Origin of the sequence: Amycolatopsis sp. La24 (assembly GCF_029087445.1) — a bacterium.
Taxonomy (GTDB): Bacteria; Actinomycetota; Actinomycetes; order Mycobacteriales; family Pseudonocardiaceae; genus Amycolatopsis; species Amycolatopsis nivea.
In genome coordinates this window covers 1-22,666 of the sequence record NZ_JARACH010000006.1, presented here as the reverse complement: position 1 = coordinate 22,666, position 22,666 = coordinate 1, and the positions used below count along the sequence as shown (strand labels likewise).

22 protein-coding genes are annotated in these 22,666 nt (G+C 69.8%); 4 read left to right on the top strand and 18 right to left on the bottom strand.

Annotated elements, in window-relative coordinates; all coding sequences use genetic code 11:
* Positions 1 to 12: 12 nt before the first annotated feature.
* Positions 13 to 4,029 carry a type VII secretion protein EccCa gene (gene eccCa / locus PUT80_RS09465; protein WP_275291637.1) on the bottom strand — a complete coding sequence of 1,339 codons (4,017 nt, stop codon included), beginning with the start codon at positions 4,027 to 4,029 and terminating at the stop codon, positions 13 to 15.
* A gap of 328 nt (positions 4,030 to 4,357) precedes the next feature.
* Between eccCa and eccD the strand changes: the two genes are divergently transcribed.
* Both eccD and PUT80_RS09455 read left to right on the top strand, forming a co-directional pair.
* Positions 4,358 to 5,758, top strand: a complete 1,401-nt coding sequence (gene eccD / locus PUT80_RS09460) for a type VII secretion integral membrane protein EccD (RefSeq protein WP_037816249.1) — start codon at positions 4,358 to 4,360, stop codon at positions 5,756 to 5,758.
* Positions 5,759 to 5,766: 8 nt separating this feature from the next.
* Entirely contained in the window at positions 5,767 to 7,425 is a 1,659-nt protein-coding gene (locus PUT80_RS09455) for a S8 family serine peptidase (protein ID WP_275291636.1), read from the top strand.
* 132 nt (positions 7,426 to 7,557) lie between these two features.
* On the opposite strand, the gene PUT80_RS09450 is transcribed toward PUT80_RS09455, so the two are convergent.
* From PUT80_RS09450 to eccB, 3 genes are read right to left on the bottom strand one after another with little or no spacing between them, the layout of a single operon-like run.
* Positions 7,558 to 8,583, bottom strand: coding sequence for a WXG100 family type VII secretion target (locus PUT80_RS09450; protein WP_275291635.1), 1,026 nt, complete (start codon positions 8,581 to 8,583; stop codon positions 7,558 to 7,560).
* Positions 8,580 to 8,924, bottom strand: coding sequence for a hypothetical protein (locus PUT80_RS09445; protein WP_275291633.1), 345 nt, complete (start codon positions 8,922 to 8,924; stop codon positions 8,580 to 8,582). The genes PUT80_RS09450 and PUT80_RS09445 overlap by 4 nt, the downstream gene beginning before the upstream one ends.
* Before the next feature lie 54 nt (positions 8,925 to 8,978).
* Positions 8,979 to 10,607 (bottom strand): type VII secretion protein EccB, encoded by a 1,629-nt coding sequence (eccB, locus tag PUT80_RS09440; protein WP_134663746.1) that lies wholly within the window; start codon positions 10,605 to 10,607, stop codon positions 8,979 to 8,981.
* A gap of 801 nt (positions 10,608 to 11,408) precedes the next feature.
* Between eccB and eccE the strand changes: the two genes are divergently transcribed.
* The gene (gene eccE, locus PUT80_RS09435; RefSeq protein WP_037816253.1) at positions 11,409 to 12,641 is read left to right on the top strand and encodes a type VII secretion protein EccE; all 1,233 of its coding nucleotides are present in this window, start codon (positions 11,409 to 11,411) and stop codon (positions 12,639 to 12,641) included.
* Positions 12,638 to 13,357 carry a hypothetical protein gene (locus tag PUT80_RS09430; RefSeq protein ID WP_037816254.1) on the top strand — a complete coding sequence of 240 codons (720 nt, stop codon included), beginning with the start codon at positions 12,638 to 12,640 and terminating at the stop codon, positions 13,355 to 13,357. Before eccE ends, PUT80_RS09430 begins: the two co-directional genes overlap by 4 nt.
* 61 nt (positions 13,358 to 13,418) lie before the next feature.
* On the opposite strand, the gene PUT80_RS09425 is transcribed toward PUT80_RS09430, so the two are convergent.
* From PUT80_RS09425 to secY, 14 genes are all read right to left on the bottom strand, one after another.
* Positions 13,419 to 13,808, bottom strand: a complete 390-nt coding sequence (locus PUT80_RS09425; RefSeq protein WP_134663745.1) for a type II toxin-antitoxin system death-on-curing family toxin — start codon at positions 13,806 to 13,808, stop codon at positions 13,419 to 13,421.
* Positions 13,805 to 14,008 (bottom strand): CopG family transcriptional regulator, encoded by a 204-nt coding sequence (locus PUT80_RS09420; protein ID WP_067587897.1) that lies wholly within the window; start codon positions 14,006 to 14,008, stop codon positions 13,805 to 13,807. The genes PUT80_RS09425 and PUT80_RS09420 overlap by 4 nt, the downstream gene beginning before the upstream one ends.
* A 59-nt stretch (positions 14,009 to 14,067) precedes the next feature.
* Positions 14,068 to 14,904, bottom strand: a complete 837-nt coding sequence (truA, locus tag PUT80_RS09415) for a tRNA pseudouridine(38-40) synthase TruA (RefSeq protein ID WP_107051119.1) — start codon at positions 14,902 to 14,904, stop codon at positions 14,068 to 14,070.
* Between the two features lie 72 nt (positions 14,905 to 14,976).
* Positions 14,977 to 15,525 carry a 50S ribosomal protein L17 gene (gene rplQ / locus PUT80_RS09410; RefSeq protein ID WP_275291631.1) on the bottom strand — a complete coding sequence of 183 codons (549 nt, stop codon included), beginning with the start codon at positions 15,523 to 15,525 and terminating at the stop codon, positions 14,977 to 14,979.
* Between the two features lie 42 nt (positions 15,526 to 15,567).
* Positions 15,568 to 16,641, bottom strand: a complete 1,074-nt coding sequence (locus tag PUT80_RS09405; RefSeq protein WP_009072342.1) for a DNA-directed RNA polymerase subunit alpha — start codon at positions 16,639 to 16,641, stop codon at positions 15,568 to 15,570.
* Positions 16,642 to 16,746: 105 nt separating this feature from the next.
* Positions 16,747 to 17,352 carry a 30S ribosomal protein S4 gene (gene rpsD, locus PUT80_RS09400; RefSeq protein ID WP_037816256.1) on the bottom strand — a complete coding sequence of 202 codons (606 nt, stop codon included), beginning with the start codon at positions 17,350 to 17,352 and terminating at the stop codon, positions 16,747 to 16,749.
* A gap of 23 nt (positions 17,353 to 17,375) precedes the next feature.
* On the bottom strand, positions 17,376 to 17,780 hold the full coding sequence (gene rpsK, locus PUT80_RS09395) for a 30S ribosomal protein S11 (RefSeq protein ID WP_009072340.1): 405 nt from the start codon (positions 17,778 to 17,780) through the stop codon (positions 17,376 to 17,378).
* 18 nt (positions 17,781 to 17,798) lie between these two features.
* A complete protein-coding gene (locus tag PUT80_RS09390; RefSeq protein WP_009072338.1) occupies positions 17,799 to 17,984 on the bottom strand; it encodes a hypothetical protein in 186 nt (61 codons plus the stop codon).
* The gene (gene rpsM, locus PUT80_RS09385; protein ID WP_009072337.1) at positions 17,981 to 18,361 is read right to left on the bottom strand and encodes a 30S ribosomal protein S13; all 381 of its coding nucleotides are present in this window, start codon (positions 18,359 to 18,361) and stop codon (positions 17,981 to 17,983) included. The genes PUT80_RS09390 and rpsM overlap by 4 nt, the downstream gene beginning before the upstream one ends.
* Before the next feature lie 198 nt (positions 18,362 to 18,559).
* Complete coding sequence (gene rpmJ, locus PUT80_RS09380; RefSeq protein WP_004558882.1) at positions 18,560 to 18,673, bottom strand: 50S ribosomal protein L36; 114 nt, start codon at positions 18,671 to 18,673, stop codon at positions 18,560 to 18,562.
* 37 nt (positions 18,674 to 18,710) lie between these two features.
* A complete protein-coding gene (infA, locus tag PUT80_RS09375; RefSeq protein ID WP_004558881.1) occupies positions 18,711 to 18,932 on the bottom strand; it encodes a translation initiation factor IF-1 in 222 nt (73 codons plus the stop codon).
* A gap of 229 nt (positions 18,933 to 19,161) precedes the next feature.
* The gene (map, locus tag PUT80_RS09370; protein ID WP_043835297.1) at positions 19,162 to 19,938 is read right to left on the bottom strand and encodes a type I methionyl aminopeptidase; all 777 of its coding nucleotides are present in this window, start codon (positions 19,936 to 19,938) and stop codon (positions 19,162 to 19,164) included.
* A 44-nt stretch (positions 19,939 to 19,982) separates the two neighbouring features.
* Positions 19,983 to 20,537, bottom strand: coding sequence for an adenylate kinase (locus tag PUT80_RS09365; protein ID WP_037816258.1), 555 nt, complete (start codon positions 20,535 to 20,537; stop codon positions 19,983 to 19,985).
* Positions 20,534 to 21,841, bottom strand: a complete 1,308-nt coding sequence (gene secY / locus PUT80_RS09360) for a preprotein translocase subunit SecY (RefSeq protein WP_037816259.1) — start codon at positions 21,839 to 21,841, stop codon at positions 20,534 to 20,536. Before secY ends, PUT80_RS09365 begins: the two co-directional genes overlap by 4 nt.
* Positions 21,842 to 22,666 lie beyond the last annotated feature (825 nt).

Below are 22,666 nucleotides of genomic sequence, written 5' to 3'. Positions count from 1 at the left end.
CTCCCCGGTCGGTCAGTCGGGCTGGATCCACGACACCTGCACGAGCTGCTTCCCGTTCTTGCGGCTCAGCATGTTGCCCCGGCCCGGCGGCATGGCGCTCGGCCGGATGTTGCCGATCAGGTTGCCCTCGTCGCGGGAACCGTTCATCACCATGCCGGTGGCCGCGAGCTCCTTGAGCTTGCCGATGACCGGGTCGTACGCCGCCCGCGACGCGCCACCGGTGCGCCGGACCACGATCAAGTGCAGGCCGACGTCCTTCGCCTGGGCGAGGAACTCCGACAGCGGCTTGAGCGGGTTGGTGGACTGCGTCGCCACCAGGTCGTAGTCGTCGACCAGGACGAACAGCTCCGGACCGGTCCACCAGGACCGGGTCTTCAGCTGCTCCTGGGTGACGTCCGGACCCGGCAGCCGCCGCGTCATCGACCCGTGCACGTCCTGGACCATGCTGTCCAGCTGCGCCGACGAAACCGCGTAGCCGAGCAGCGAATCGCCCTCGAGGAACCCGAGCATCGTGCGCCGGTAGTCGACCAGCAGGATCACGGCCTCCTGCGGCGTGTAGCGCTCGGTGATGCCGCGCGCGATCTGCCGCAGCAGGTTCGTCTTGCCGGACTCGCCGTCGGCGAACGCGAAGAAGTGCGGGTCCGCGTCGAAGTCCAGGTAGATCGGCTGCAGGTCTTCCTCGTTGACGCCGATCGGGACGAGCTTCGTGTCCCGCTTCTGGTCGATCCGCAGGACCTCTTCGTAGGTGATCATCTCCGGCAGCAGGCGCACCTGCGGAGCCACCCGGCCGCGCCACGCCCCGCGGATCTTCGCGACCGCGTCCGCGACGCCCGCCGCGACCGTCTCCGGATCGCTCGACCCGTCGATCCGCGGCAGGCCGGTGAGCAGGTGCAGCTTGTCGCGGGTGAGCCCGCGTCCCGGCCGCCCGGCCGGGACGTTGACCGCGATCCGGCGGTCCATTTCGGACTCGGTCGGGTCACCGAGGCGCAGCTCGAACCGGGTGCCGAGCATGTCCTTGATCGCGGGCCGGAGGTCGGCCCACCGGTTCGCCGAGATGATCACGTGGACGCCGTAGGCCAGACCCTGCGTGGCCAGCCGGGTGATCGACGTCTCGAGCTCCTCGAAGTCGTCGCGCAGCGCCCGCCAGTTGTCCACGATCAGGAACGCGTCGCCGAACGCGTCCTGCTCCGGCGTGATCTCGCCGCGGCGCTTCCGGTTGCGGAACTCCGTCATCGAGTCGACGCCCAGCGCGCCGAACCGGCCTTCGCGCTCGGTCAGCAGCGTGGTCAGCTCGGCCACGATCCGGCGCGCCTTGTCCGGCTCGCGCCGGGCCACCGCAACCCCGCCGACGTGCGGAAGGTCCGCGAGGCCGGCGAGGGTGCCGCCACCGAGGTCGAGGCAGTAGAACTGCGCTTCCTCGGGGGTGTGGGTGAGCGCCATCGACATGATCAGCGTCCGGAGCATGGTCGACTTGCCCGACTGCGGTCCGCCCGCGATGACGCCGTGGCCCTGCGCACCGGAGAAGTCCGCCCACAGCAGGTCGCGCCGCTGCTCGTACGGCCGGTCGACGATGCCCATCGGCACCTGCAGCCTGCCGTTGCCGAAGAACCCGACCGGGGACAGACCGCGGTCGTCGGTGGGGTTGAGGTTCGGCAGCATCGTGTCGAGCGAGTTCGGCTCGTTCAGCGGCGGCAGCCACACCTCGTGCGCCGGCGGGCCCTGCCCGATCAGGCGGCTGACGATGACGTCCAGTTCGCTGGGCTCGACAGCCTCTTCGGACTCCTGCTTCTTCGGAGCCTCTTCCTCGACGACCGGTTCCGGCTCGGGTTCCTTCGGCAGTTCCACGAAGTCCGGCACGAACAGCTGCGGCCGCTTGTCCGCGCGCACCACCGTGGCGGCCGGGCCGGCCGCCTTGATGCCCGCGGGCCGGTACGGGCCCGAGACGTAGGAAGCCTTGAACCGCACCAGCGTCGAGGTGTCGTACTTCAGGTAACCGCCACCGGGGACCGACGGCAGCTCGAACGCGTCCGGCACGCCGATCGCCGCGCGGGATTCCGCCGCGGAGAACGTCTTCAGGCCGATCCGGTAGGACAGGTGCGAGTCGAGACCGCGCAGCTTGCCCTCTTCCAGCCGCTGCGACGCGAGAAGCATGTGCATCTGCAGCGACCGGCCCAGCCGGCCGATGGCGACGAACAGGTCGATGAAGTCCGGCTTCGCCGCCAGCAGTTCGGAGAACTCGTCACAGACGATGAACAGCGCGGGCAGCGGGTCGAGGTCGGCTCCGTTCTCGCGGGCCTTCTCGTACTCCCAGACGTTCTTGAAGTTGCCGCCGTTCTTCAGCGCTTCCTGGCGGCGGTTCATCTCGCCCGCCAGCGCGTCCTTCATGCGGTCGACCAGCGTGACCTCGTCCGCGAGGTTGGTGATGACCGCGGACACGTGCGGGGCCTTGTCCAGGCCCAGGAACGTCGCGCCACCCTTGAAGTCGACGAGGACGAAGTTCAGCGTGCTCGACGAGTGCGTGGCCAGCATGCCCAGCACCAGGGTGCGGAGGAACTCCGACTTACCGGAACCGGTCGCCCCGATGCACAGGCCGTGCGGGCCCATGCCCTCGGCCGCGGCTTCCTTGATGTCCAGTTCCACCGGCTGGCCGTACTCGCCGACGCCGAACGGGACGCGGTAGCGGTCGCGGATCGGCCGGGGCCGCCACGCCTGCTGGACGTCGAACGTCATCGGGTCGCCCGGAATGCCGAGCAGTTCCAGCAGCGACGGGTTGGACAGCAGCGGCTCTTCCTCGCTGACGTCCGCTCCGCCGCCCCCGCCGACGCGGTACGGCGCGATGAGCCGGGCCAGCGCCTCGACCTCGACCACGCTGAGGCTGTCCGGACGGCCGAACCACTCGACCCCGCCCGCGCTGCGCGCACCGAGCCGCTCCTCCTCGACCACGAGCCGCAGGCCGCGCCGCGCGGCGAGGTTGCCGATCGAGTCGGAAAGGTCGACCAGGGTGACGCCGACCAGGCCCTCCTCGAGGATGATCTGCTCCTCGCGGGTGACCTCGGCGTCGTCGATGATGATCACGACGTGCGGCTGGTCCGGCGCGGGCGTCGCGTTGCGGGAGAACCGCTGCCGGTCGCGCAGCTCCTCGTCCAGCCAGTCTTCGATCTGCTTGAGCGAGCCCGCCATCATGCGCAGCTGGCCGATGCCGTCGGACAGCGTGGGGTGCTGTGCGTGCGGGAGCCACTTCGCCCACTCCCACTCTTCCTTCGCCCGGCCCGCGGTGGCGACCGCGATCATGACGTCGTCCGGGCTGTGGAAAGCGACCAGCTGGGCCAGCATCGCGCGGGTCAGCGCACGGGTGCGGTGCCGCTCGCCCTGCATGCTGACCGCCGCGAACCCGCGGAGGGTGATCTGGGTGGGCAGGTCCGGCACGATCGAGTGCGCGCGCACGAACCGGCGCAGCGCGAGGGTGGCGATCGGCTCCAGTTCGTCCACCGGGCCGGTCTGGGGCGGGACCAGCCGGGTGGCGAGGCGGTGCGAGCTCCGGCCGACGCGCAGGTGCAGGAAGTCCTGGTCGTTCTGCCTGCGCTCCCACATCCGGCGGCTGGCCGCGAGCGACCACAGCGACTGCGGGTCCGGGTGCACCCATTCGAGCGCGGCGCGCTGGTCGACCATCGCCTCGCGGGCGCGATCGCGCATCTGGCCGAGATACCGCAGGTAGTCCTTGCGGTCCTCGTCCATCTCGGCTTTCTTCTGGCCGCCGCCCTTGCCGCCGCCGCCCGCGAGCATGCCGACGGTGCCCATCAGCATCATGCCGCTCATCATGATCGTGGTCGGGTTTTTCGCGCCGCCCGCCGTGAACATGAAAACCATCATCCCGAGCGACGCGAAGATCATCACGCCCGGAATCGCCTTGGCGACGATGCTTCCCGGGATCGTCCGGGGCACCTCGGGCGGCGGCTCGAGATGCACCTCGCCGCCGGGCGGGCGCGGCGCGGCCAGCCGCGGCGACTTCTTGAACTGCAGCGTGCTCATCTCGAAGGACCCCTCTATTCCTGCTCGACGCCTGCACCCGGGTGCGCGGGACAACCTATCGAACGTCGCCCCGGAAATCCGGCCAACTCCAGGATCGGCATCTCACACCCCCTCCTCGGGCCCCGGCGGGACCCGTCCTCCCAGTGCGCCCGAGTGTAAGGACCGCCACCGACAGTTATCGGACCAGGCGGACGAACCCGCTGGTCGGTATGGCCCAACCAGGCCTGGACGGGTACTTTCGCCGATGATTTGCGGAGACGCGCTGAAACCTGTCACCAGGTTCGGTATAAGTTCCCCCGGGAGCTGACTCTTCAGAGCGGGGGATCTAGTGGCAACGGGCACGACGGTATTCAGCAGGGTCACGGTGGTCGCACCGACGACACGCATCGACGTCGCGCTTCCGGCCGACGTGGCGGTGGCCGACCTGCTGCCCATGCTTCTGGAGATGGCCAAGGAGGTCACTCCGGACGGCGGGGCCCGGCACGGCGGCTGGGCGCTGGCCAAGCTCGGCGACGCCCCGCTCGACCCGAGCCGGACGCTCGCGTCCCTCGGCGTGGTCGACGGCGAGCTGCTGCAGCTGCGCAAGCGCAACGAGAACCCGCCGCCGCCGATGTACGACGACGTGGTCGACGCCATCGCGGAGGCCGACCCGGACACCTTCCGTCCGTGGACGAAGGAAACCGCGCGCCGGTTCGGCCACACCGCGGGCGGGCTCGCCCTGTTCTTCTCCGCGCTGGCCCTGTTCTTCAGCGGTTCCCTCTACGGCGGTTCCGCGCTCGGCCCGGCGATCGCGGGCGGACTCGGCGCGATCGCCTGCGTCGCGATCGGCGCCACGCTCACCAAGGCCTACCAGGCCGAGGCCACCGGCGTGCTGATCGCCTCCGCGGGCGGCCTCCCGCTGGCCTTCGTGAGCGGGTTCTACATCGTGCCCGGCCTGTCGGTCCGGGCGAACCTGCTGCTCGGCGCGGTGCTGGTGCTGATCGTCTCGGCGGTCTGCATCCTCGTCGTCGGCGCGGGCATCCGGGTCTTCATCGCCACCGCCACCGCGGGCGTGTTCGGCGCGCTCGCCTTCCTCGTCGCGACCCTCGTGACCAGCGCCGACACCGCGGCGGTCGCGGCGGGCACGGTCGCCGTCGCGTTGGGCTGCATCTCGTTCCTGCCGCGCGCCACCATCTGGCTCGCCAAGCTGCCGCTGCCGTACGTGCCGAGCACCGCCGAGGAACTCAAGGAAGACTCCGGCTTCCCGGACTACAAGGCGATCGAGCAGCGCACCGCGGTCGCGCACGACTACATGACCGGCCTGATGATCGGCTGCGGCGCGACCACGGCCGTCGCGGCGGTCCTCGCGGCCACCGCGCCGAACGCCTTCGGCATCATCCTCGGCATCATCGCCACGCTGGTCCTGCTGCTGCGCGCCCGCGCCTACGCCAACGGCGCGCAGGCCATCGCGCTGCTCACCACCGGCATGGTCGCCGCGGCGGGCATCCTGCTCGGCTGGCTGTTCTTCTCCGCCACCGCGGAGCAGCGGCTGCTGTACGTCTTCGGCGCGCTGATCCTGATCGCCGCGGCCGCTCTCGTGGTCGGCGTGATCTTCCCGGACCAGCGCTTCTCGCCGCCGCTGCGGCGCACCGTGGAAATCATCGAGGCGATCTGCATCGCCGTGGTGCTGCCGCTCGCCCTCGGCGTGATGGACCTCTACTCGACGCTGCGCCACCTCAACCTCAAGTGAGCCGCGCGATGGGCTCCCGACGTTCCTTCCCCCGCAGGCTCGGCCTTCCCGGCCGGACCGGGGTGGCGTTGTTCGCCGCCGGCCTCGGGCTGATGTCGCCGTTCGCCGCCGCTCCGGCGTCGGCGCAGACGGCGGACGCGCCCGCGGGCACCTGGGCCACCCCGCCGCCGCTGGGCCCGGGCGACGCGCCGCCCGCGGCCACCGGCCACCCGGACACCACGTACAAGAAGAAGAACGAATGCGTCCAGCGCAGTCTCGGGCAGGACGTCAAGATCAACTTCCGCCCGTGGGGCCAGGACTACCTGCAGCTGGACCGGGCGCAGCAGATCGTCCGCGCGGCGACCGGATCGGTCGGCGGCAACCAGAAGGTCGCGGTGATCGACACCGGCGTCACGCCGCATCCGTGGTTCCAGGGCCGCGTGGAGAGCGGCGGGGACTACGTCGCCACCCCGGACAACGGAGCGCAGCCGGGGCTGCAGGACTGTGACGGCCACGGCACCGAGGTCGCCGGGATCATCGCGGGCAACCCGCAGGATCCGCAGGTCGGCTTCATCGGCGTGGCCCCGGACGCGCACATCGTGTCCTACCGGCAGCTGAGCGAGAACTACGCCAAGGACGACAGCCCGCAGCAGCCCTCGGCTCCCCCGTCCGGCGGGACCGGCGCACCGCCCTCGGGCGGCGAGAGCCAGCAGCCCCCGGCGGGCAGCAGCAACAGCCAGCTGCCCCCGTCCTCGGGCGGCGGCACCGGCAGCGGCAGCGGCACCGCGCCCCAGCAGGACAACAAGGGCGACAACCGGGATCTGGCGAAGCAAGGCACCGCGGGCACGCTGAACACGCTCGCGCAGATCATCCGCAGCATCGCCGACACCCACAGCGCCGGCGTGATCAACATGTCGGTCGACCACTGCCGCGCCGGCACCGCGCCGGGCGACATCCAGACCGGCGAGCGCCAGGTCCAGGCCGCGGTGCGTTACGCGGCCGACAACAACATCGTGGTCATCGCGGCCGCGGGCAACGTCTCGGAAAACTGCCCGCAGAACGACCAGGCCGACCCGAACAAGCCGAAGTCGATCGTCACCCCGCCCTGGTTCTCCGACGACGTGCTGTCCGTCGGGGCCATCCAGGAAGACGGCGGCGTCGCGCCGTTCAGCGTGCACGGCCCGTGGGTCGGCGTCGCCGCGCCGGGCACCAAGATCGTGTCGCTCGACCCGGCGGAGCATTCGACCGGACTCGCGAACCTCACCATCGCGAACGGCAACCCGTCGCCGATCCAGGGCACCAGCTTCGCCGCCCCGTACGTGGCGGGCGTGGCCGCGCTGGTCCGCTCGATGTTCCCGGACATGAAGGCGCGCGACGTGGTGAAGCGGCTCAAGGCGACCGCGCAGCACCCGGCCGCTCCTGGCGGGCGCGACAACTTCGTCGGCTACGGCGTGATCGACCCGGTGGCCGCGCTCACCGCGAACCTGCCGGGCGACACCGGCAACCTCGCGCTGCCGAAGCCGGTGGTGCAGGAGGCCAAGCTGCCGCCTGCCGACGGGATCAGCTCGACCCCGATGATCGTCGCGCTCGCCGGCACCGGCGGCGGGGTGGCGGCGCTGCTGATCACGCTGTTCGTGGTGCACACGATCCGGCGGAACCGCTCCAGGTCGTCGCCGCCGACGAAATAGGCATCAGAAAAGGGCCGCTTCTCCGCGATCGCAGCGGGGAGCGGCCCTTTTTGCTTTTGCTGTCAGAAGCGACCCGGTTCCGGACACGGAAAAGGCCGCTCGCCGCGGATGTCGCGGCGGCGGCCTTCCTGGTCACTTTCCGGGTTTCGGCGGCTTGCCGTCCTTCTCCGGCCGCCGCGCGGGCGGGTCCTGGCCGATCACCGGCGGAGTCACCTGCGCGGGCTCGCCGAAGATCTCGGACGTCTTCGCCGCTGTGCGCTGCCGCGGCTTGTGCTGCGAACTGCCGCCGCCACCGCCTCCGCCGCCCATTCCGGCGAAGCCCATCATCGGCATCATCGACATGCCCGAGCCCTGGTTCGCCGACGCGGGCTGCGGGGCCGGGGCGACCGGCTCGACCGGAGGGAGGCCCGCCTGGCCCTGCTCCAGCCGCGGGTCGGCGGCGGTTTCCTTGCCCTGGTGGGAATTCTCCGCGGCGGACGGGCTCACCGAATCGTCCGAAGAGGACGCTGAAGAGGCCACTGTGGACTCTCCGGCGGAAGCCGGAGACGTTCCCGCGGGCGCGTCGGCGTCGTGCAGCCGGAACTGCTGCGCCGGATAGTGGTGCCGCAGTTCGATGCTCGACGGGCTCCCGGCAGGCGCGTCCACTCCGGCGCACAACCGGCCGAACTCGCGCAGGACGTCCTCCGCGGCCTCGTGCAAGGACTTCAGCGACTGCTCGGTCTCCCGCATCTGCGACCGCGCCCGGGAAGCGCCGCCCTTGGGCAGCATCGCGGACTCGGACAGCAGATCAGCCGCGTCGACCAGCACCTCTTCCGCCGCACCGGTGATCTTGCGCAGCGATTCGGTGAGCTGGTCGATCGAGTCCGCGAGCGCGTCGAGCGCGTCCTCCGCACCCTCGCTCGCGGCGCGGATTTCACCCAGGTAGGCGACAAACGCGTCCGCGTCGGGACCGGACCACGACGCGTCGATCCGGCCGAGATCGTCCGCGAGGTCCGTGGACACCCTTGCCGCCGTGCGGGCCGCGGCGCGCAGGCTCTCGGCCTCCGCGTCCAGTTCCTCCCAGCGGCCGGTGAGCGGCCGGTAGTACGCGGCGACCGGATCGGTCACGCCCAGCTCGCGAGCGAGCTCGGTCACGTACGCCAGAGACGGCTCCGTCACGAGATCCTCCCGGCGCGCTCGATCCGCTCGGCGGCGTCGGCGTCCCGCTCGGCGTGGCCGGTGGTGAGCTGCTCCAGCGCCGCGGTGACCGACCGCAGCGCGGCCACCCCGGCGGTGAGCTGGCCGCGCAACGCCTGCGAGGCCTGTGCGTACGACTCCGGCACGCCCAGCTGCCCGGCCACCTCGCCGTACGCGTCGGCGGTGGTCGCTCTCGTGCCCACCTCGCCCGCGACGGCCTCCAGTTCGTCGGCCGCCCGCGCGACTTTCGCCGCGTAGCCGCCGACGACCGCGCCGTCGATCCGCACGGCGCTCGTTCCCGGACTGCTTCCCGGCGCTGCCACGTTCAACCCTCCGCTCACCCGGCTATGTCCGAGTGTGACGGACGGAACCCGCCGTCAGTTCCCGGCAGGTTGCTGCTGTCCGGCCGCCTGCTGCTTGTACGAGCCGGCGTTCGGGTCGATCGGCACCGAGTCGAACTGCTTCATCACGTTCTGCACGTTCAGCGACGCACCGGTCGGCAGGAGCCCGATGATCGACTCCGGCGCGGGCAGCCGGTTGTTCAGCCCCAGCCCGTCCGCGGTCGCCGCGTCCGGGACGCCGTAGCGGATGCCGCGGTCGGAGATCAGCTGGATCGGGCCCTTGCCGAAGGTCTTCTCCGATTCGGTGGCCGACTGCACCACCGCGCCGTAGCCGGTCGGCATGTAGAAGCCGGTGATCGGCACGCCGTTCGGGCCGGTGTTGCTGACGCTGATGATCTTCGAGCTGCCGTCGGCGTTCTTCTCGACCGGGACCTGCTTGTTGATGTAGACCGAGGTGTGCGCCTGGGTGCCCCCGGCGTTGAGCGACCAGCCGAGGCACGCCACCGGGTTCGGCACGGCGTCGAGGACGGTCGGGACGACCTTCGGGTAGGTGTCGACGTCCACGTAGTCCGGGTCGCCGTTCTGCAGCACCTTGACGTTGTTGATCTTGTCGAGGGTCAGGGTCGGCGTGATGGCCGAACCGCCGCTCTTGGCCGTGCGCACGATGTCCGCGACGGCGGGCGACACCTTCTGGATGCCGCTCTTGGCGATGAGCCAGAACTCCAGCGCACCGCCGGAGGGCTGGGTCGAGAAGACGCTGCCGACGGTCAGCCCGTCGAAGTTGCTCGACGGCGCCGTGCCCTCGCCCGCCACCAGCGGCGGGACCAGCTTGGTGACCTCGGGGATCGCGTTGAGGAGAGCCTGCGACACCTTGCGTGCCTTCGTCGGCAGATGCAGCGCGGCCCGCACCGGGTCGGCGCTGCCGGACGGCACCTCGGCGCGCACGGTGTTCGCGTTCGGGTGGCTCTGCGTCGCGGCCAGCCGGTAGATGAGGTAGGTCTTGCCGTTGCCCGTGTCGCCGAGCAGCGCCTGGTTCTCCTGCAGCTCGGTGCCGAGCTTGTCGATGCCGGCGATCACGTCGGTGTTGGTCTTGTTGACCGAGTCCGGCTGCGGCAGCGACTGGTCGAGCACGACCTCGTCGCACACCGCCCAGTTGGGGGTGGTCCGCTGGTCCATCGACGGGAGCAGCTGCGGGCCGTCCGGGATGCCGGTGAGCTTCTCGCGCGGCATGTTCTTCAACTGTTCATCCGAGACGACGGTCGGGTTCTTCACCTCCGCCGCCTGCTGGCCGCCTTGGCCGCCGCCCTGCTGCCCCGGTGCGCCCTGCTGCTTCTGCGCCATGAGGATCAGCCGCGCCGACGCGAGGTTGAACGTCGGGATCAGCCGCGCCGGATTCCCCGTGACGACATACACGGTGCCGGACTGCTCGCCGATCACGATGTTGTCCGACGCGGGCACCGACGGCGCGGGGCTCAACAGGCCCCACAGCACGAAGACGACGGCGCCCAGCACGCCGAGGATCACGCCGACCGCGGTCGCGCGCCCGTGGGAGCGCATCGGGTCGTGCAACATCACCGCGTCACGGCGGACCAGCGCGGACTGCATCCGGCGCAGGACGAACTTGTATGCCTGAACCTGAGACTTAGTCGTGGGTGTTGATGGCATTCTCGACCTACAGTCCTCCCCGTCGCGGTACGGTTCCGCAGGATAGCCGTACGGGGACCGTCTGGTGTGGGGTTTCTACCAACTCCGGTTAGGGTCAGGCATCCCGGGACCGGCTTTCCGGGTACGCAGCACTCACGAGGGGAAGAGAACGCGCGGATGTCCGTCAGCACGCCTCCACGTCCGCCTGGTCCGCAGGGACCGCCACCGCCTCCCGGGGGACGTCCCCCGGGTCCGCCGCAGCGGCCCGGAAGAACCGGCGGACCCGGCGCTGCTCCCGGCGGACCCGGAATGCCCCCGCGCACTCCCCCTCCCGGCGTCCCGGGCGGTCCCGGCGGACCTGGTGGACCCGGACGCCCCGGCGGACCGGTCACTCCCGGGCCCGGCGTTCCCAAGCCCGGGGTTCCTGGCGCTCCTGGCCCGGGCGGGCCCAAGCCTGGCGGACCCGGTGGTCCCGGCGGACCCAAGCCTGGTCCGGGCGGACCCAAGCCCGGCGGTCCTGGTGGGCCTGGCGGTCCGGGCGGACCCGGCGGGCCTGGCGGTCCCACTGGCCCTCGGACGGGACGTCCTGGCGGCGGCGGTCCTAACGGCCCGCGCCCTGGCGGTCCCGGAGGTCCCGGCGGACCTGGTGGCCCTGGAGGCCCGGGCGGACCTGGCGGCGGTGGCCCCGGCGGTCCGGGTGGTCCCGGCGGCGGTGGCCCCGGTGGCCCCGGTGGACCTGGCGGCCCCGGCGGGCCCAGCGGCGGCGGCCCGGAAAACAGCGAACCCGCACCGACGGGCGGCGGTACCGCGACCGCGCTCCGGATGGCCCCGCCCTCGCGGCGGCGCTCCGGCGGCATCTCGCTCGGCCCGCTGCCGGTGGTCAACCTGGTCGTGCTGGAAGTCGGCGTCGCGATCGGACTCGTGCTGCTGGCGATCAACATGCAGCTCAAGTACGTCGCGATCGGCGTCGCGGCGCTCGGCCTGATCCTCGCCTTCCTGCGCGTGGGCGGGCGCTGGTTCACCCAGTGGCTCGCGCTGACGCTGCGGTACCGGTTCCGCTCGCACGGCCGTGTGGCGACCCCTCCGCCGCCGACCAGCATCGAGGAACTCGCCGAGGAAAGCGCGGTCACCGGCCCGGAGGACGCGCGCGTCAGCCTGCTGCGGCTGGCCGTGCCGGACCTCGTGGTGGCGCACGCCGTCGACCACGAACGGCAGGAGGTCGGCATCGCCTGGAACGACGGGACGTGGACCGCGGTCCTGCTCGTCGAGCCGATGCCGGCGATGATCTCCCAGGCAGGCGGCGCGCCCAGCCTTCCGCTGTCCGCGCTCGCGCCGTGCCTGGAAGACCGCGGCGTGCTGCTGGACTCCATCCAGATGATCTGGCACAGCTACCCGGGTTCGGCCGCGATGCCCGCGGACGCCCCGGCGCTCAGCTCGTATCTCGAAGTGCTCGGCCCGCTGCCCGCGGCCGCTCGGCGGACCACGTGGATCGCGGTCCGGCTCGACCCGCGGCGCTGCCCGGAGGCGATCCGGGAACGCGGCGGCGGCGTCGTCGGCGCGCACCGCGCGATGATCGGTGCGCTGTCGCGGGTGCGCAACGCACTGGAGTCCCAGGGCGTGCCGACCCGGCCGCTGGACCCGGACGAGCTGCTGCGCGCCAGCATCTCGGCGGCTGAGCTCACCGCGGTCGCCGGTTCGAACGAGAAGGTCAGCCTGCAGGAAAGCTGGACCGGCGTCACCGCGGCGGGCATCGGCCACTCCAGCTACGCGATCACCGGCTGGCCCAAGGGCAAGATCAGCGGCAGCCTCAACGGGCTGACCAGCGTGCGCGCACTGTCCGCGACGGTCGCCATGGCGATCTCGCCGTCGGCGGACGAGGGTCGCATCGGCCTGCGCGGCGTGGTGCGGCTGAGCGCCCGCAACCCGCGCGAGCTGGACGCTGCCGACCAGCGGCTGCAGAGCATCGCGGAGCGGCTGGACGTCGACCTGACCCCGATGAAGGGCATGCAGATCTCGGCGTTCTCCGCGACGCTGCCGATCGGAGGCACAGCATGAGCACTCGAGTCCGCGATGCCGGGCAAAACCCCGGCATCGCCCCGGAGTTCACGGTCGACCCGGCCATGCTCGACGCGATCAGCCCGTCCGGCGACCGCGGCGGTGTCGTCCTCGGCTCCGGCCTCAAGGGCGAACCGCTGACCGTCTCCGCGCTGCGCTCGCAGCCGACCCGCATCGTGCTCGTCGGCGGGCTCTACCTGGCCCGCCAGGTCGCGATGCGCGCCATGGCGACGGGTGCGTGGGTGGTCGTGGCCACCGGACGCCCCGCGGCGTGGCAGGTGCTGCAGCAGGCCGCCGGAAGCCGCGACGGACGCCCGTCGCCGCTGGTGCAGATCCGCCGGCTCTCGCCGGTCGAACTGCCGCGCCCGTCCGAGGACGCCCCGCTGCTCGTCGTGACCGACGGCGGGCCGACCCCGCAGGACCTGTTCCCGCCCCGGTCGCCCTGGCAGACCACGGTGTACGTGCTGCCGTACCTGCACCCGCAGGCGGGCACGACGGCGAACGCCGCGGACCTCGTCCTGATGCAGCGGCTACCCGCCGGGCAGGCCGAGCTGGCGGCCCGGATCTGGCGGCTGCCGCCGCAGATGATGCGCCAGCTGACCACGCTGAAGGACGACCAGGTCGTAGCGCTGGGCACGAACCTGTGGCGTCCGCTGCGGCTGGTCACGACTCAGAAGGAACAGCAGCTGCTCGGGCCGGTTCGCCGAGGCGACTAAAAGCGATGAGAAATGGTGAAGGCCTCCTTGCGGGATTCCGGCAAGGAGGCCTTCGTCGTTTTCAGCGATCGGCGGTGTCCAGGGCGCGAGCCCATTCCGCCAGCCGCTCGGCCACCGACTGATACGGCAACGTCCCGGTCGCGGTCGCGATCACCAGGTCGTACGCCTCGTCCTCCGGCGCGTCCAGGTCGAAGCCGTTGAGCCCGTAGAACACGTACATCGACATCCAGCCGAGCCGTTTGTTCCCGTCGATCAGCGGGTGATTCCGGACGATGGATTCCAGCAGCACCGCGGCTTTCTCGTGCAGGTCCGGATAAGCGTCCTGCCCCATCAGCGAGGACTGCGGCCGGTGCGCCGCCGCGTCGAGCAGGCCCAGGTCGCGCACCCCGGGCACGCGGAGGTCAGCCGACAGCAGTAGCAGGTCGTCCAGCGTCAGGTACTCGATTTTCACTGCGCCAGGCGATCGAGCAGGGCGGCGTAGCGGGAGCGGCCTTCGAGGGAAAGCTCGTGCACCCGGTCGTCCCGGACCCGGCGGGCCGCGGCGTCCGTGATCGCCCGCACCACCGCTTCGTGCTTGCTCACCCCGTCCGCCTCAGACAGCAGCGCGAGCGCACGCTCCACCTCGTCGTTCAACCGCAGAGTCATCGCCATGACGCCGATGATACCAGAGTGGTATCATCTCTGGCCTGCTCTTTTCGGCCGTCCCTGGCCTAGAGCTCGGTCGACGACCGCACGTTCCGAGTCTGTTCCGCCCTCGCCGCCAGCAGCTCGTCCGGCGGGTAATCCACCGCCGTCAGCGTCAGCCCGTGTGCCGGGGCGACCGCGCTGTCCCGCGTTCCGCTCGCCAAAACCTCGCCGGGCCAACCGGTTCCGCGGCGGCCGTCCCCCACGAGCAGCAAGACACCGACCAGGCTGCGGACCATCGAATGACAGAACGCGTCCGCGCTCACCTGGACTTCCAGCAGGTGCTCGTCGATCCGAGTCCACTCCAGACGCTGCAGCTCACGGATCGTCGTGCCGCCCTCGCGCTGTTTGCAGTACGCCGCGAAGTCTTGCAGGCCAAGGAGTTCCCGAGCAGCGGCGTTCATCCGCTCTGTCGAGAGTGGACGGCCCCAAGCCAGGGTGTCGTTGCGGCGCAACGGATCGACGCCCCACGGAGCGTCTGAGACGCGATAACGGTAGTGCCGACGGATGGCGGAGAACCGGGCATCGAAACCCGAAGGGGCCACGCGCGCCTGCAGAACCCGCGCATCGGCGGGCAAGAGTTTGTTCCAGCGGCCGCGCATGCGCGTCAGGTCTGGGATTCCCTGGTCATCCACGGGAATCCGGCCCGGCGCACCGGGCGCGAACGGGACGACGTCGACGTGCACGACCTGGCCCGTCGCGTGCACCCCGGCGTCCGTGCGGCCCGCGACGACCACGGACTTCGGCACCGACTCCCCCGGCGGCTGACGCTGCAGCGCCTGCTCCAGTTCGGCCTGCACGGTGCGGCGGCCGGGCTGGCGGGCCCAGCCGGAGAAGTCCGTGCCGTCGTAGCTCACGTCCAAGCGCAGACGAACGAGCCCGCCCTCCCCGTGGGGAGCGGCGGGCTCGTCCGGTGTAGACAGTGCCGGCAGGACTCAGTCCTTCTTGGCGTCGGCGTCGGCGTCGTCGGAGGCAGCGGCCTCGTCAGCGGCCGGAGCCTCTTCGGCAGCCGGGGCCTCTTCGGTCGCGGCGGGAGCCTCAGCGGCTTCCTCGGCGACCGGAGCGGCGGCGACCTCGTCCTTGGCGAACTTGGTCTTGCGGGCCCGCTCGGCCTCGGACGTCACGGTCTTCTCCGCGACCAGTTCGATGACGGCCATGGCGGCGTTGTCGCCCTTGCGCGGCATCGTCTTGGTGATGCGGGTGTAGCCGCCGGCGCGCTCAGCGAAGTGCGGGCCGATCTCGGCGAACAGCTTGTGCACGACGTCCTTGTCCCGGACGACCTTCTGCACCAGGCGACGGTTGTGCAGGTCGCCCCGCTTCGCCTTGGTGATCAGCTTCTCGGCCAGCGGGCGGACCCGCTTGGCCTTGGCCTCGGTCGTCGTGATCTTGCCGTGCTCGAACAGCTGAGTGGCCAGGTTGGCCAGGATCAGCCGCTCGTGCGCGGCAGACCCGCCGAGCCGGGCTCCCTTGGTAGGGGTGGGCATGACTTTCTCCTAGTTCAGCTCACAGCGTCCGGGCACGAGGCCTCAGAGCTGCTCGGTCTCTGCGTAGTCCTGGCCATCGTCGTGGCCGTCGTCCGAAATCCCGCCGCCGATGCCGGCGACACCTTCCGACCAGCCCTCGCCGTCGTAGCTGGTGGCAGCCGCGGACGGGTCGAACCCGGGCGGGCTGTCCTTCAGCGCGAGGCCGAGGCCGACGAGCTTCAGCTTGACCTCGTCGATCGACTTGGCGCCGAAGTTGCGGATGTCGAGAAGGTCCGCCTCGCTGCGCGAGACCAGCTCGCCAACGGTGTGGATGCCTTCGCGCTTCAGGCAGTTGTACGACCGGACGGTGAGGTCCAGGTCCTCGATCGGCATCGCGTAGGCGGCGATGGTGTCCGCCTCCTGCGGCGACGGGCCGATCTCGATGCCCTCGGCGTCGACGTTCAGCTCGCGAGCGAGACCGAACAGCTCCACCAGCGTCTTGCCCGCCGAGGCCACCGCGTCGCGCGCGGTGATCGACGGCTTGGTCTCGACGTCCAGGATCAGCTTGTCGAAGTCGGTGCGCTGCTCGACACGGGTGGCCTCGACCTTGTAGGTCACCTTCAGCACCGGCGAGTAGATCGAGTCGACCGGGATCCGGCCGATCTCCGCGCCCGCCTGCTTGTTCTGCAGGGCCGGAACGTAACCGCGGCCGCGCTCGACGACGAGCTCGATCTCGAGCTTGCCCTTGCCGTTCAGCGACGCGATGTGCAGATCCGGGTTGTGCACGGTGACGCCCGCGGGCGGCACGATGTCGGCAGCCGTGACCTCACCGGGGCCCTGCTTGCGCAGGTACATGGTGACCGGCTCGTCCTCTTCCGAGGACACGACCAGTTCCTTCAGGTTCAGGATGATGTCGGTGACGTCTTCCTTCACCCCGGGAACGGTGGTGAATTCGTGCAGCACGCCGTCGATGCGGATGCTCGTCACGGCCGCGCCCGGGATGGACGACAGCAGCGTGCGCCGCAGCGAGTTGCCGAGCGTGTAGCCGAAGCCGGGCTCCAGCGGTTCGATGGTGAACCGGGAGCGGGTCTCGTTGACCGTCTCTTCGCCGAGAGCCGGCCGCTGGGAAATCAGCATTTCTTAGTTCCTTTCCAGACGACGCCCGCCATATGACGTCGAAGGGATGGCGTGACGGCGGCGCACTGTGGGCGCCGCCGCCCCGTAACCAGTCGCAGAGACCGGTTACTTCGAGTAAAGCTCGACGATCAGCTGTTCCTGAACCGGAACGTCGATCTGCGCGCGCTCCGGCAGCTGGTGGACCAGCACGCGGAGGTTCGACGGGACGACCTGCAGCCACGCCGGAACCGGGCGCTCGCCGAAGGCTTCCTTCGCCGCGACGAACGGGAGCGTGCCCGCCGACTTCGGCTTGACGTCGATGATGTCCCACTTGGTGACCTGGTAGGACGGCACGTTGACCTTGACGCCGTTGACCAGGAAGTGGCCGTGGCTCACGAGCTGCCGCGCCTGACGGCGGGTGCGGGCGATGCCGGCGCGGTAGATCACGTTGTCCAGCCGGGACTCGAGGATCTGCAGCAGGTTCTCACCGGTCTTGCCAGGACGCCGCACGGCTTCCTTGTAGTACCGGACGAACTGGCGCTCGAGAACGCCGTAGGTGTAGCGAGCCTTCTGCTTCTCCTGCGACTGCAGGAGGTACTCGGACTCCTTGATGCGCCCGCGGCCGTGCTGGCCCGGCGGGTAGGGGCGACGTTCGAACGCCTGGTCGCCGCCGATGAGGTCAACCTTGAGGCGACGCGAAATACGCGTCGCGGGGCCGGTGTAACGAGCCATTTCTTAGTACTCCTCCCCGTTCCTCAGACCCGGCGCCGCTTGGGCGGGCGGCAGCCGTTGTGAGGCTGCGGGGTCACGTCCTGGATGGTGCCGACCTCGAGGCCGGCCGCCTGCAGCGAGCGGATCGCCGTCTCGCGGCCCGAACCCGGGCCCTTCACGAAAACGTCGACCTTCTTCATGCCGTGCTCGGCAGCCTTGCGGGCGGCGTTCTCGGCGGCCATCTGCGCGGCGAACGGAGTCGACTTGCGCGAGCCCTTGAAGCCCACGTGGCCGCTCGACGCCCACGCGATCACGGCGCCGGTCGGGTCCGTGATCGAGACGATGGTGTTGTTGAAGGTGCTCTTGATGTGCGCGTGACCGTGCGCGACATTCTTCTTTTCCTTGCGGCGGACCTTCTTGGCCCCCGCGGTGCGGGACTTGGGTGGCATTGTCTGAGGGTTCTCCTGTTAACGCGCGTTCTCTTGGTGAGCGGCGACGGCTTCCTGCTGCCCGCGGCGGATGATGGATCCGGCGTCGGTGTAGAGGTTCCGCAGCGCCATCGGGCGGGCGTAGAGCGCCTTGGGCGAGACACAAGCCGTGGAGCGACGGACGGAACCGCCCATGCGAACGACCTTCTTGCCCTGGGTGCTCACTTCTTGCCAGCCTTCTTCTTGCCGGCGACCGTCTTCTTCGGGCCCTTGCGGGTGCGGGCGTTGGTCTTGGTGCGCTGACCGCGCACCGGCAGACCGCGACGCCAGCGCAGACCCTGGTAGGTCCCGATCTCGATCTTGCGCCGGATGTCGGCGTTCACCTCACGGCGAAGGTCACCCTCGACCTTGAAGTTTTCGTCGATGTAGTCCTTCAGCTTGACGAGATCCTCGTCGCTGAGGTCCTTGACGCGGGTGTCGGCGTTCAGCTCGGCAGCAGCGATCATCTGCTTCGAGCGGGTACGGCCGATCCCGTAGATGTAAGTCAGCGCGATCTCCAACCGCTTCTCGCGGGGAAGGTCGACGCCAGCGAGTCGTGCCACTGGTGCTCCTTTATCGAGTTTGTCTTCAGGTCTGCTCCCCGTCCGGTTCCGGAACCGACTCGCCTGTCGTGCCCGTGGCTTGCGCCCCGGGTGTCCCGGCCCCGGCCTGAAGTCCGGGGGTGCACCGGACCGCTCGCGCGGCCCGGCAGGTACGGGGAGGGTGGGTTAGCCGTCAAGCGGCCTGCTGCAGTGCGGTTCTCAGCCCTGACGCTGCTTGTGACGCAGGTTCTCGCAGATCACCATGATCCGGCCGTGACGGCGGATCACCTTGCACTTGTCGCAGATCTTCTTGACGCTCGGCTGGACCTTCACGTCTTCCTGCTTCCTGCTCTGCTCGGCTCTGGCGTGATCACTTGTAGCGGTAGACGATGCGACCACGGGAGAGGTCGTAGGGCGAAAGCTCCACGACAACCCTGTCTTCGGGCAGGATGCGGATGTAGTGCTGCCGCATCTTGCCGCTGATGTGTGCCAGGACCTTGTGGCCGTTCTCCAACTCGACACGGAACATCGCGTTGGGGAGCGGCTCGACCACGCGGCCTTCGACCTCGATGGCCCCGTCTTTCTTAGCCATGTCCTCCGCAATCCCTGATGCACGCTTGATGTGCACAGCGTGATCGGCTTTGAGCTCGAGTCCTTGCTTACTGGGTGGTGCTCGGCCACACTCGGCCCCGGGTCCATGAGGTTCGCGAGAATTCACGAGCATGCTGGAACCGGCGCATGAGCGCGCCGACTTGACAGTGTACGCAACCCGTGCAGTACCCCGTCGACCGGGGTGTAAGTAGACCCGTGTGAGTGGTCGCTCAGGACTCTTCGGGCAGGGTGAGCACCCAGGGACCGTCCTCGGTGATGGCGACGGTGTGCTCCCAGTGCGCGGCGCGCGAACCGTCGACGGTGACGACCGTCCAGCCGTCGTCCAGTTCGAGGGTTTCGCCGCTGCCGCCGGTCAGCATGGGTTCGACCGCGAGCGCCATGCCGGGTTTGAGCCGGGGGCCCTTGCCGGGTTTGCCGACGTTCGGCAGGAACGGCTCCATGTGCATCTGCCGGCCGATGCCGTGGCCGCCGTACTCGAGGATCTCGCCGTACTCGCGGCCGTCGTCCTCGCCGGCTTGGCGGGCGGCGGTCTGCACGGCGAACGAGATGTCGGTGAGCCGGGAGCCCGCGCGGACGGCCTCGATGCCCGCCCACATGGCGCGCTCGGTGGCGGCCGACAGCTGGCGGTCCTTCTCGCTGACCTCGCCGATCTCCAGCGTCACCGCGGAGTCGCCGTGCCAGCCTTCGAGGATCGCGCCGCAGTCGACCGAGATCAGGTCGCCCTCGGCGAGCACCTGCTTGGCCGACGGGATGCCGTGCACGATCTGCTCGTTCACCGACGCGCAGATCGACGCCGGGAACCCGTGGTAGCCCTTGAACGAGGGCACCGCGCCGGCGTCCCGGATCGTCTGCTCGGCCAGCTCGTCGAGGTCGGCCGTGCTGACCCCGGGCCGGGCGAGTTCGCGCACGGCGGCCAGGGTGCGGGCGACGACGAGACCGGCCGCCCGCATGGCCTCCAGCTCGCCGCGCGTCTTGACCTCGATCATGCGCCCGCGGCGGAGCACTTGCAGAACACGCAATCCTCCGAGATTCACGTGCGGTCGCGCAGCGCTTTCAGCACGCGGTCCGAGATCTCCTGCACTTCGCCGACGCCGTCGACCTTCACCAGGATGTCGGAGTAGTACTCCAGCAGCGGCGCGGTCTCCGACACGTACACCTGCTGGCGACGGCGGATGACGTCCTCGGTGTCGTCCGAGCGGCCGCGCGACATGAGCCGCCCGACGACGACGTCCTCGGCCACGTCGAGCTGGATGACCGCGTCGAGCTTGGTGTCGGCCTCGCTCAGCATTTCGCCGAGGACCTCGGCCTGCTTGGTGTTGCGCGGGAACCCGTCGAGCAGGAAGCCCGCCTTCGCGTCCGGTTCGGCCAGCCGCTCGCGGACCATTTCGTTGGTCACCGAGTCCGGCACGAGCTCGCCCGAGTCCAGGTACCGCTTGGCCTCCTGGCCGAGCGGAGTCTCCTGGCCGACGTGCGCCCGGAAGAGGTCGCCCGTCGAGATGTGCGGGATCCGCAGCTGCTCGGACAGGGCAACCGCCTGCGTGCCTTTGCCCGCGCCGGGCGGTCCGACGAGAACCAGTCGCGTCACTTCAAGAACCCTTCGTAGTTGCGCTGCATCAGCTGGCTTTCGATCTGCTTCACGGTGTCGAGGCCAACCCCGACCATGATCAGCACAGCCGTGCCACCGAACGGGAAGTTCTGGTTGTTCCCGCTGCCGGTGAGGGACAGGAAGAAGTTCGGGAGGATCGCGATGATGCCCAGGTACAGCGAGCCGGGAAGAGTGATCCGGCCCAGCACGAAGCTGAGGTACTCGGCGGTGGGACGGCCGGGCCGGATGCCCGGGATGAAGCCGCCGAACTTCTTCATCTCTTCCGCACGCTCGTCCACGTTGAACGTGATCGTGATGTAGAAGTAGGTGAAGAAGATGATCAACAGGAAGTAGAGCAGGATGTGCACCCAGCTGCTCTGGTTGACCAGGTAGTTCTGAATGAACGACTGCCAGCCCGCGTTGCTGTTCGGGTCGCCGATCAGCTGGCTGAGCAGCTGCGGCAGGTACAGCAGCGACGAGGCGAAAATGACCGGGATGACACCGGCCTGGTTCACCTTGATCGGCAGGTAGGTCGAGGTGCCGCCGTACATCCGGCGGCCGACCATGCGCTTGGCGTACTGCACCGGGATCCGGCGCTGGCCCTGTTCGACGAAGATGACGCTGGCGATGATCACCAGACCGAACGCGCACACCACGGCCAGCGCGACGCCGCCGCCGTTGCTGATGATGTTGGCGCCCTCGGCCGGGATGCGGGCCGCGATGTTCAGGAAGATCAGCACCGACATGCCGTTGCCGACGCCGCGCTCGGTGATGAGCTCGCCCAGCCACATCATCACCGCGGTGCCCGCGGTCATGGTGACCACGATCAGCGTCAGCGAGTAGATGCTGTTGTCCGGGATGATCGGCTGCGAGCAGCCCTGGAACAGGGTGCCGCGGTCAGCCAGTGCGACCACGCCGGTGGCCTGCAGGATCGCCAGCGCGATCGTGAGGTACCGGGTGTACTGGGTCAGCTTGTTCTGGCCGGACTGGCCTTCCTTCTTCAGCTCCTCGAACCGCGGGATGACCACGGTGAGCAGCTGGACGATGATGCTCGCGGTGATGTAGGGCATGATGCCCGTCGCGAACAGCGACAACTGCAGCAGCGCACCGCCGCTGAAGAGGTTGAGCAGCTGGTACACGCCCTGCTGGTCGGCCTGTGCGGTACAGGCCTGCACGGCGGCGAACGAGACCCCCGGAGCCGGGATGGTTGCACCGATCCGGTAGACCGCGACGATGGCTAGCGTGAACAGGATCTTCTTGCGTAGATCCGGCGTCGCGAGAGCCGAGCGGAATGCGCTGAGCACGCGGGGGACCTCCTCGGCGTCGTCGGTCGTCCCAACCGACGATCGGCTTGGCCGGTACGAGACCGGCGGGATGTCTGACTCACTGGCAAGCCAGGAACGCTTCAGGGCAAACAGGCCCGGAAGCGTGCCGCCGACTCTAACAGCTTCGCATGGGCCGCCCGCAGCGCGTGTGCGTTTTACGTCTCACCCCGGGCCGCTTCGCCGCAGAAGAGCCGCAGGTAGGGCCGGTCGGACCACAGATGATCACCTGTTCGGCCCGCACCATTCGGCGGGCTTTCCCACAGCAGCACGGAAAACAGCACCGCCAACCCCCGGCCGCCGTACGTGAGGGCCACCCTCCTTGACTCTGATTCCCTCAGGGTTCCCCTCACGACCCACCACCGATCGTGAGGGGCTCCTTCACGGACCCAGATTCCCTCAAGGAGCCCTTCACGGACCGCCCCCGCCGCCAGCCGCAACCGCCGGCCGGGATGCCGCCCCAATGTGGCATTGGGTGCATAGGACGCACCGAACGCCACATTGGGTGCATCCAACGCACCCAATGCCACATTGGGGCGCTAACCCCCACCACCGGCAAACCGCAGCCGACGCACCCGACCGCATCGAGGCCCCAACCGCAGCCGATGCACCCAACGAGCGAGGCACCCAGCCCCTCCCCCGCAGCCAATGCACCCAACGAGCGAGGCACCCACACCTCCCCCGCACCCCGATACGAAGCCTCCCTGCGGTTCGGGGGTGCTTGTCAAGGCATCTTTCCCGCCTTGACAAGCACCCCCGAACCGTCAGCACAATCAAGCTTCGGGGTGCCCCACGCAACCACCAGGC

Bases quoted from the DNA above. Each gene is read 5' to 3' on its own strand.
- PUT80_RS09405 (WP_009072342.1), bottom strand. From the start codon at position 16,641: ATGCTGATTTCCCAGCGGCCGGCTCTCGGCGAAGAGACGGTCAACGAG.
- PUT80_RS09455 (WP_275291636.1), top strand. From the start codon at position 5,767: ATGGGCTCCCGACGTTCCTTCCCCCGCAGGCTCGGCCTTCCCGGCCGG.
- rpsK (WP_009072340.1), bottom strand. From the start codon at position 17,780: ATGCCACCCAAGTCCCGCACCGCGGGGGCCAAGAAGGTCCGCCGCAAG.
- eccE (WP_037816253.1), top strand. From the start codon at position 11,409: ATGGCCCCGCCCTCGCGGCGGCGCTCCGGCGGCATCTCGCTCGGCCCG.
- rplQ (WP_275291631.1), bottom strand. From the start codon at position 15,525: ATGCCCACCCCTACCAAGGGAGCCCGGCTCGGCGGGTCTGCCGCGCAC.
- PUT80_RS09430 (WP_037816254.1), top strand. From the start codon at position 12,638: ATGAGCACTCGAGTCCGCGATGCCGGGCAAAACCCCGGCATCGCCCCG.
- eccCa (WP_275291637.1), bottom strand. From the start codon at position 4,029: ATGAGCACGCTGCAGTTCAAGAAGTCGCCGCGGCTGGCCGCGCCGCGC.
- eccB (WP_134663746.1), bottom strand. From the start codon at position 10,607: ATGCCATCAACACCCACGACTAAGTCTCAGGTTCAGGCATACAAGTTC.
- rpsD (WP_037816256.1), bottom strand. From the start codon at position 17,352: ATGGCTCGTTACACCGGCCCCGCGACGCGTATTTCGCGTCGCCTCAAG.
- PUT80_RS09420 (WP_067587897.1), bottom strand. From the start codon at position 14,008: ATGGCGATGACTCTGCGGTTGAACGACGAGGTGGAGCGTGCGCTCGCG.
- map (WP_043835297.1), bottom strand. From the start codon at position 19,938: ATGATCGAGGTCAAGACGCGCGGCGAGCTGGAGGCCATGCGGGCGGCC.
- infA (WP_004558881.1), bottom strand. From the start codon at position 18,932: ATGGCTAAGAAAGACGGGGCCATCGAGGTCGAAGGCCGCGTGGTCGAG.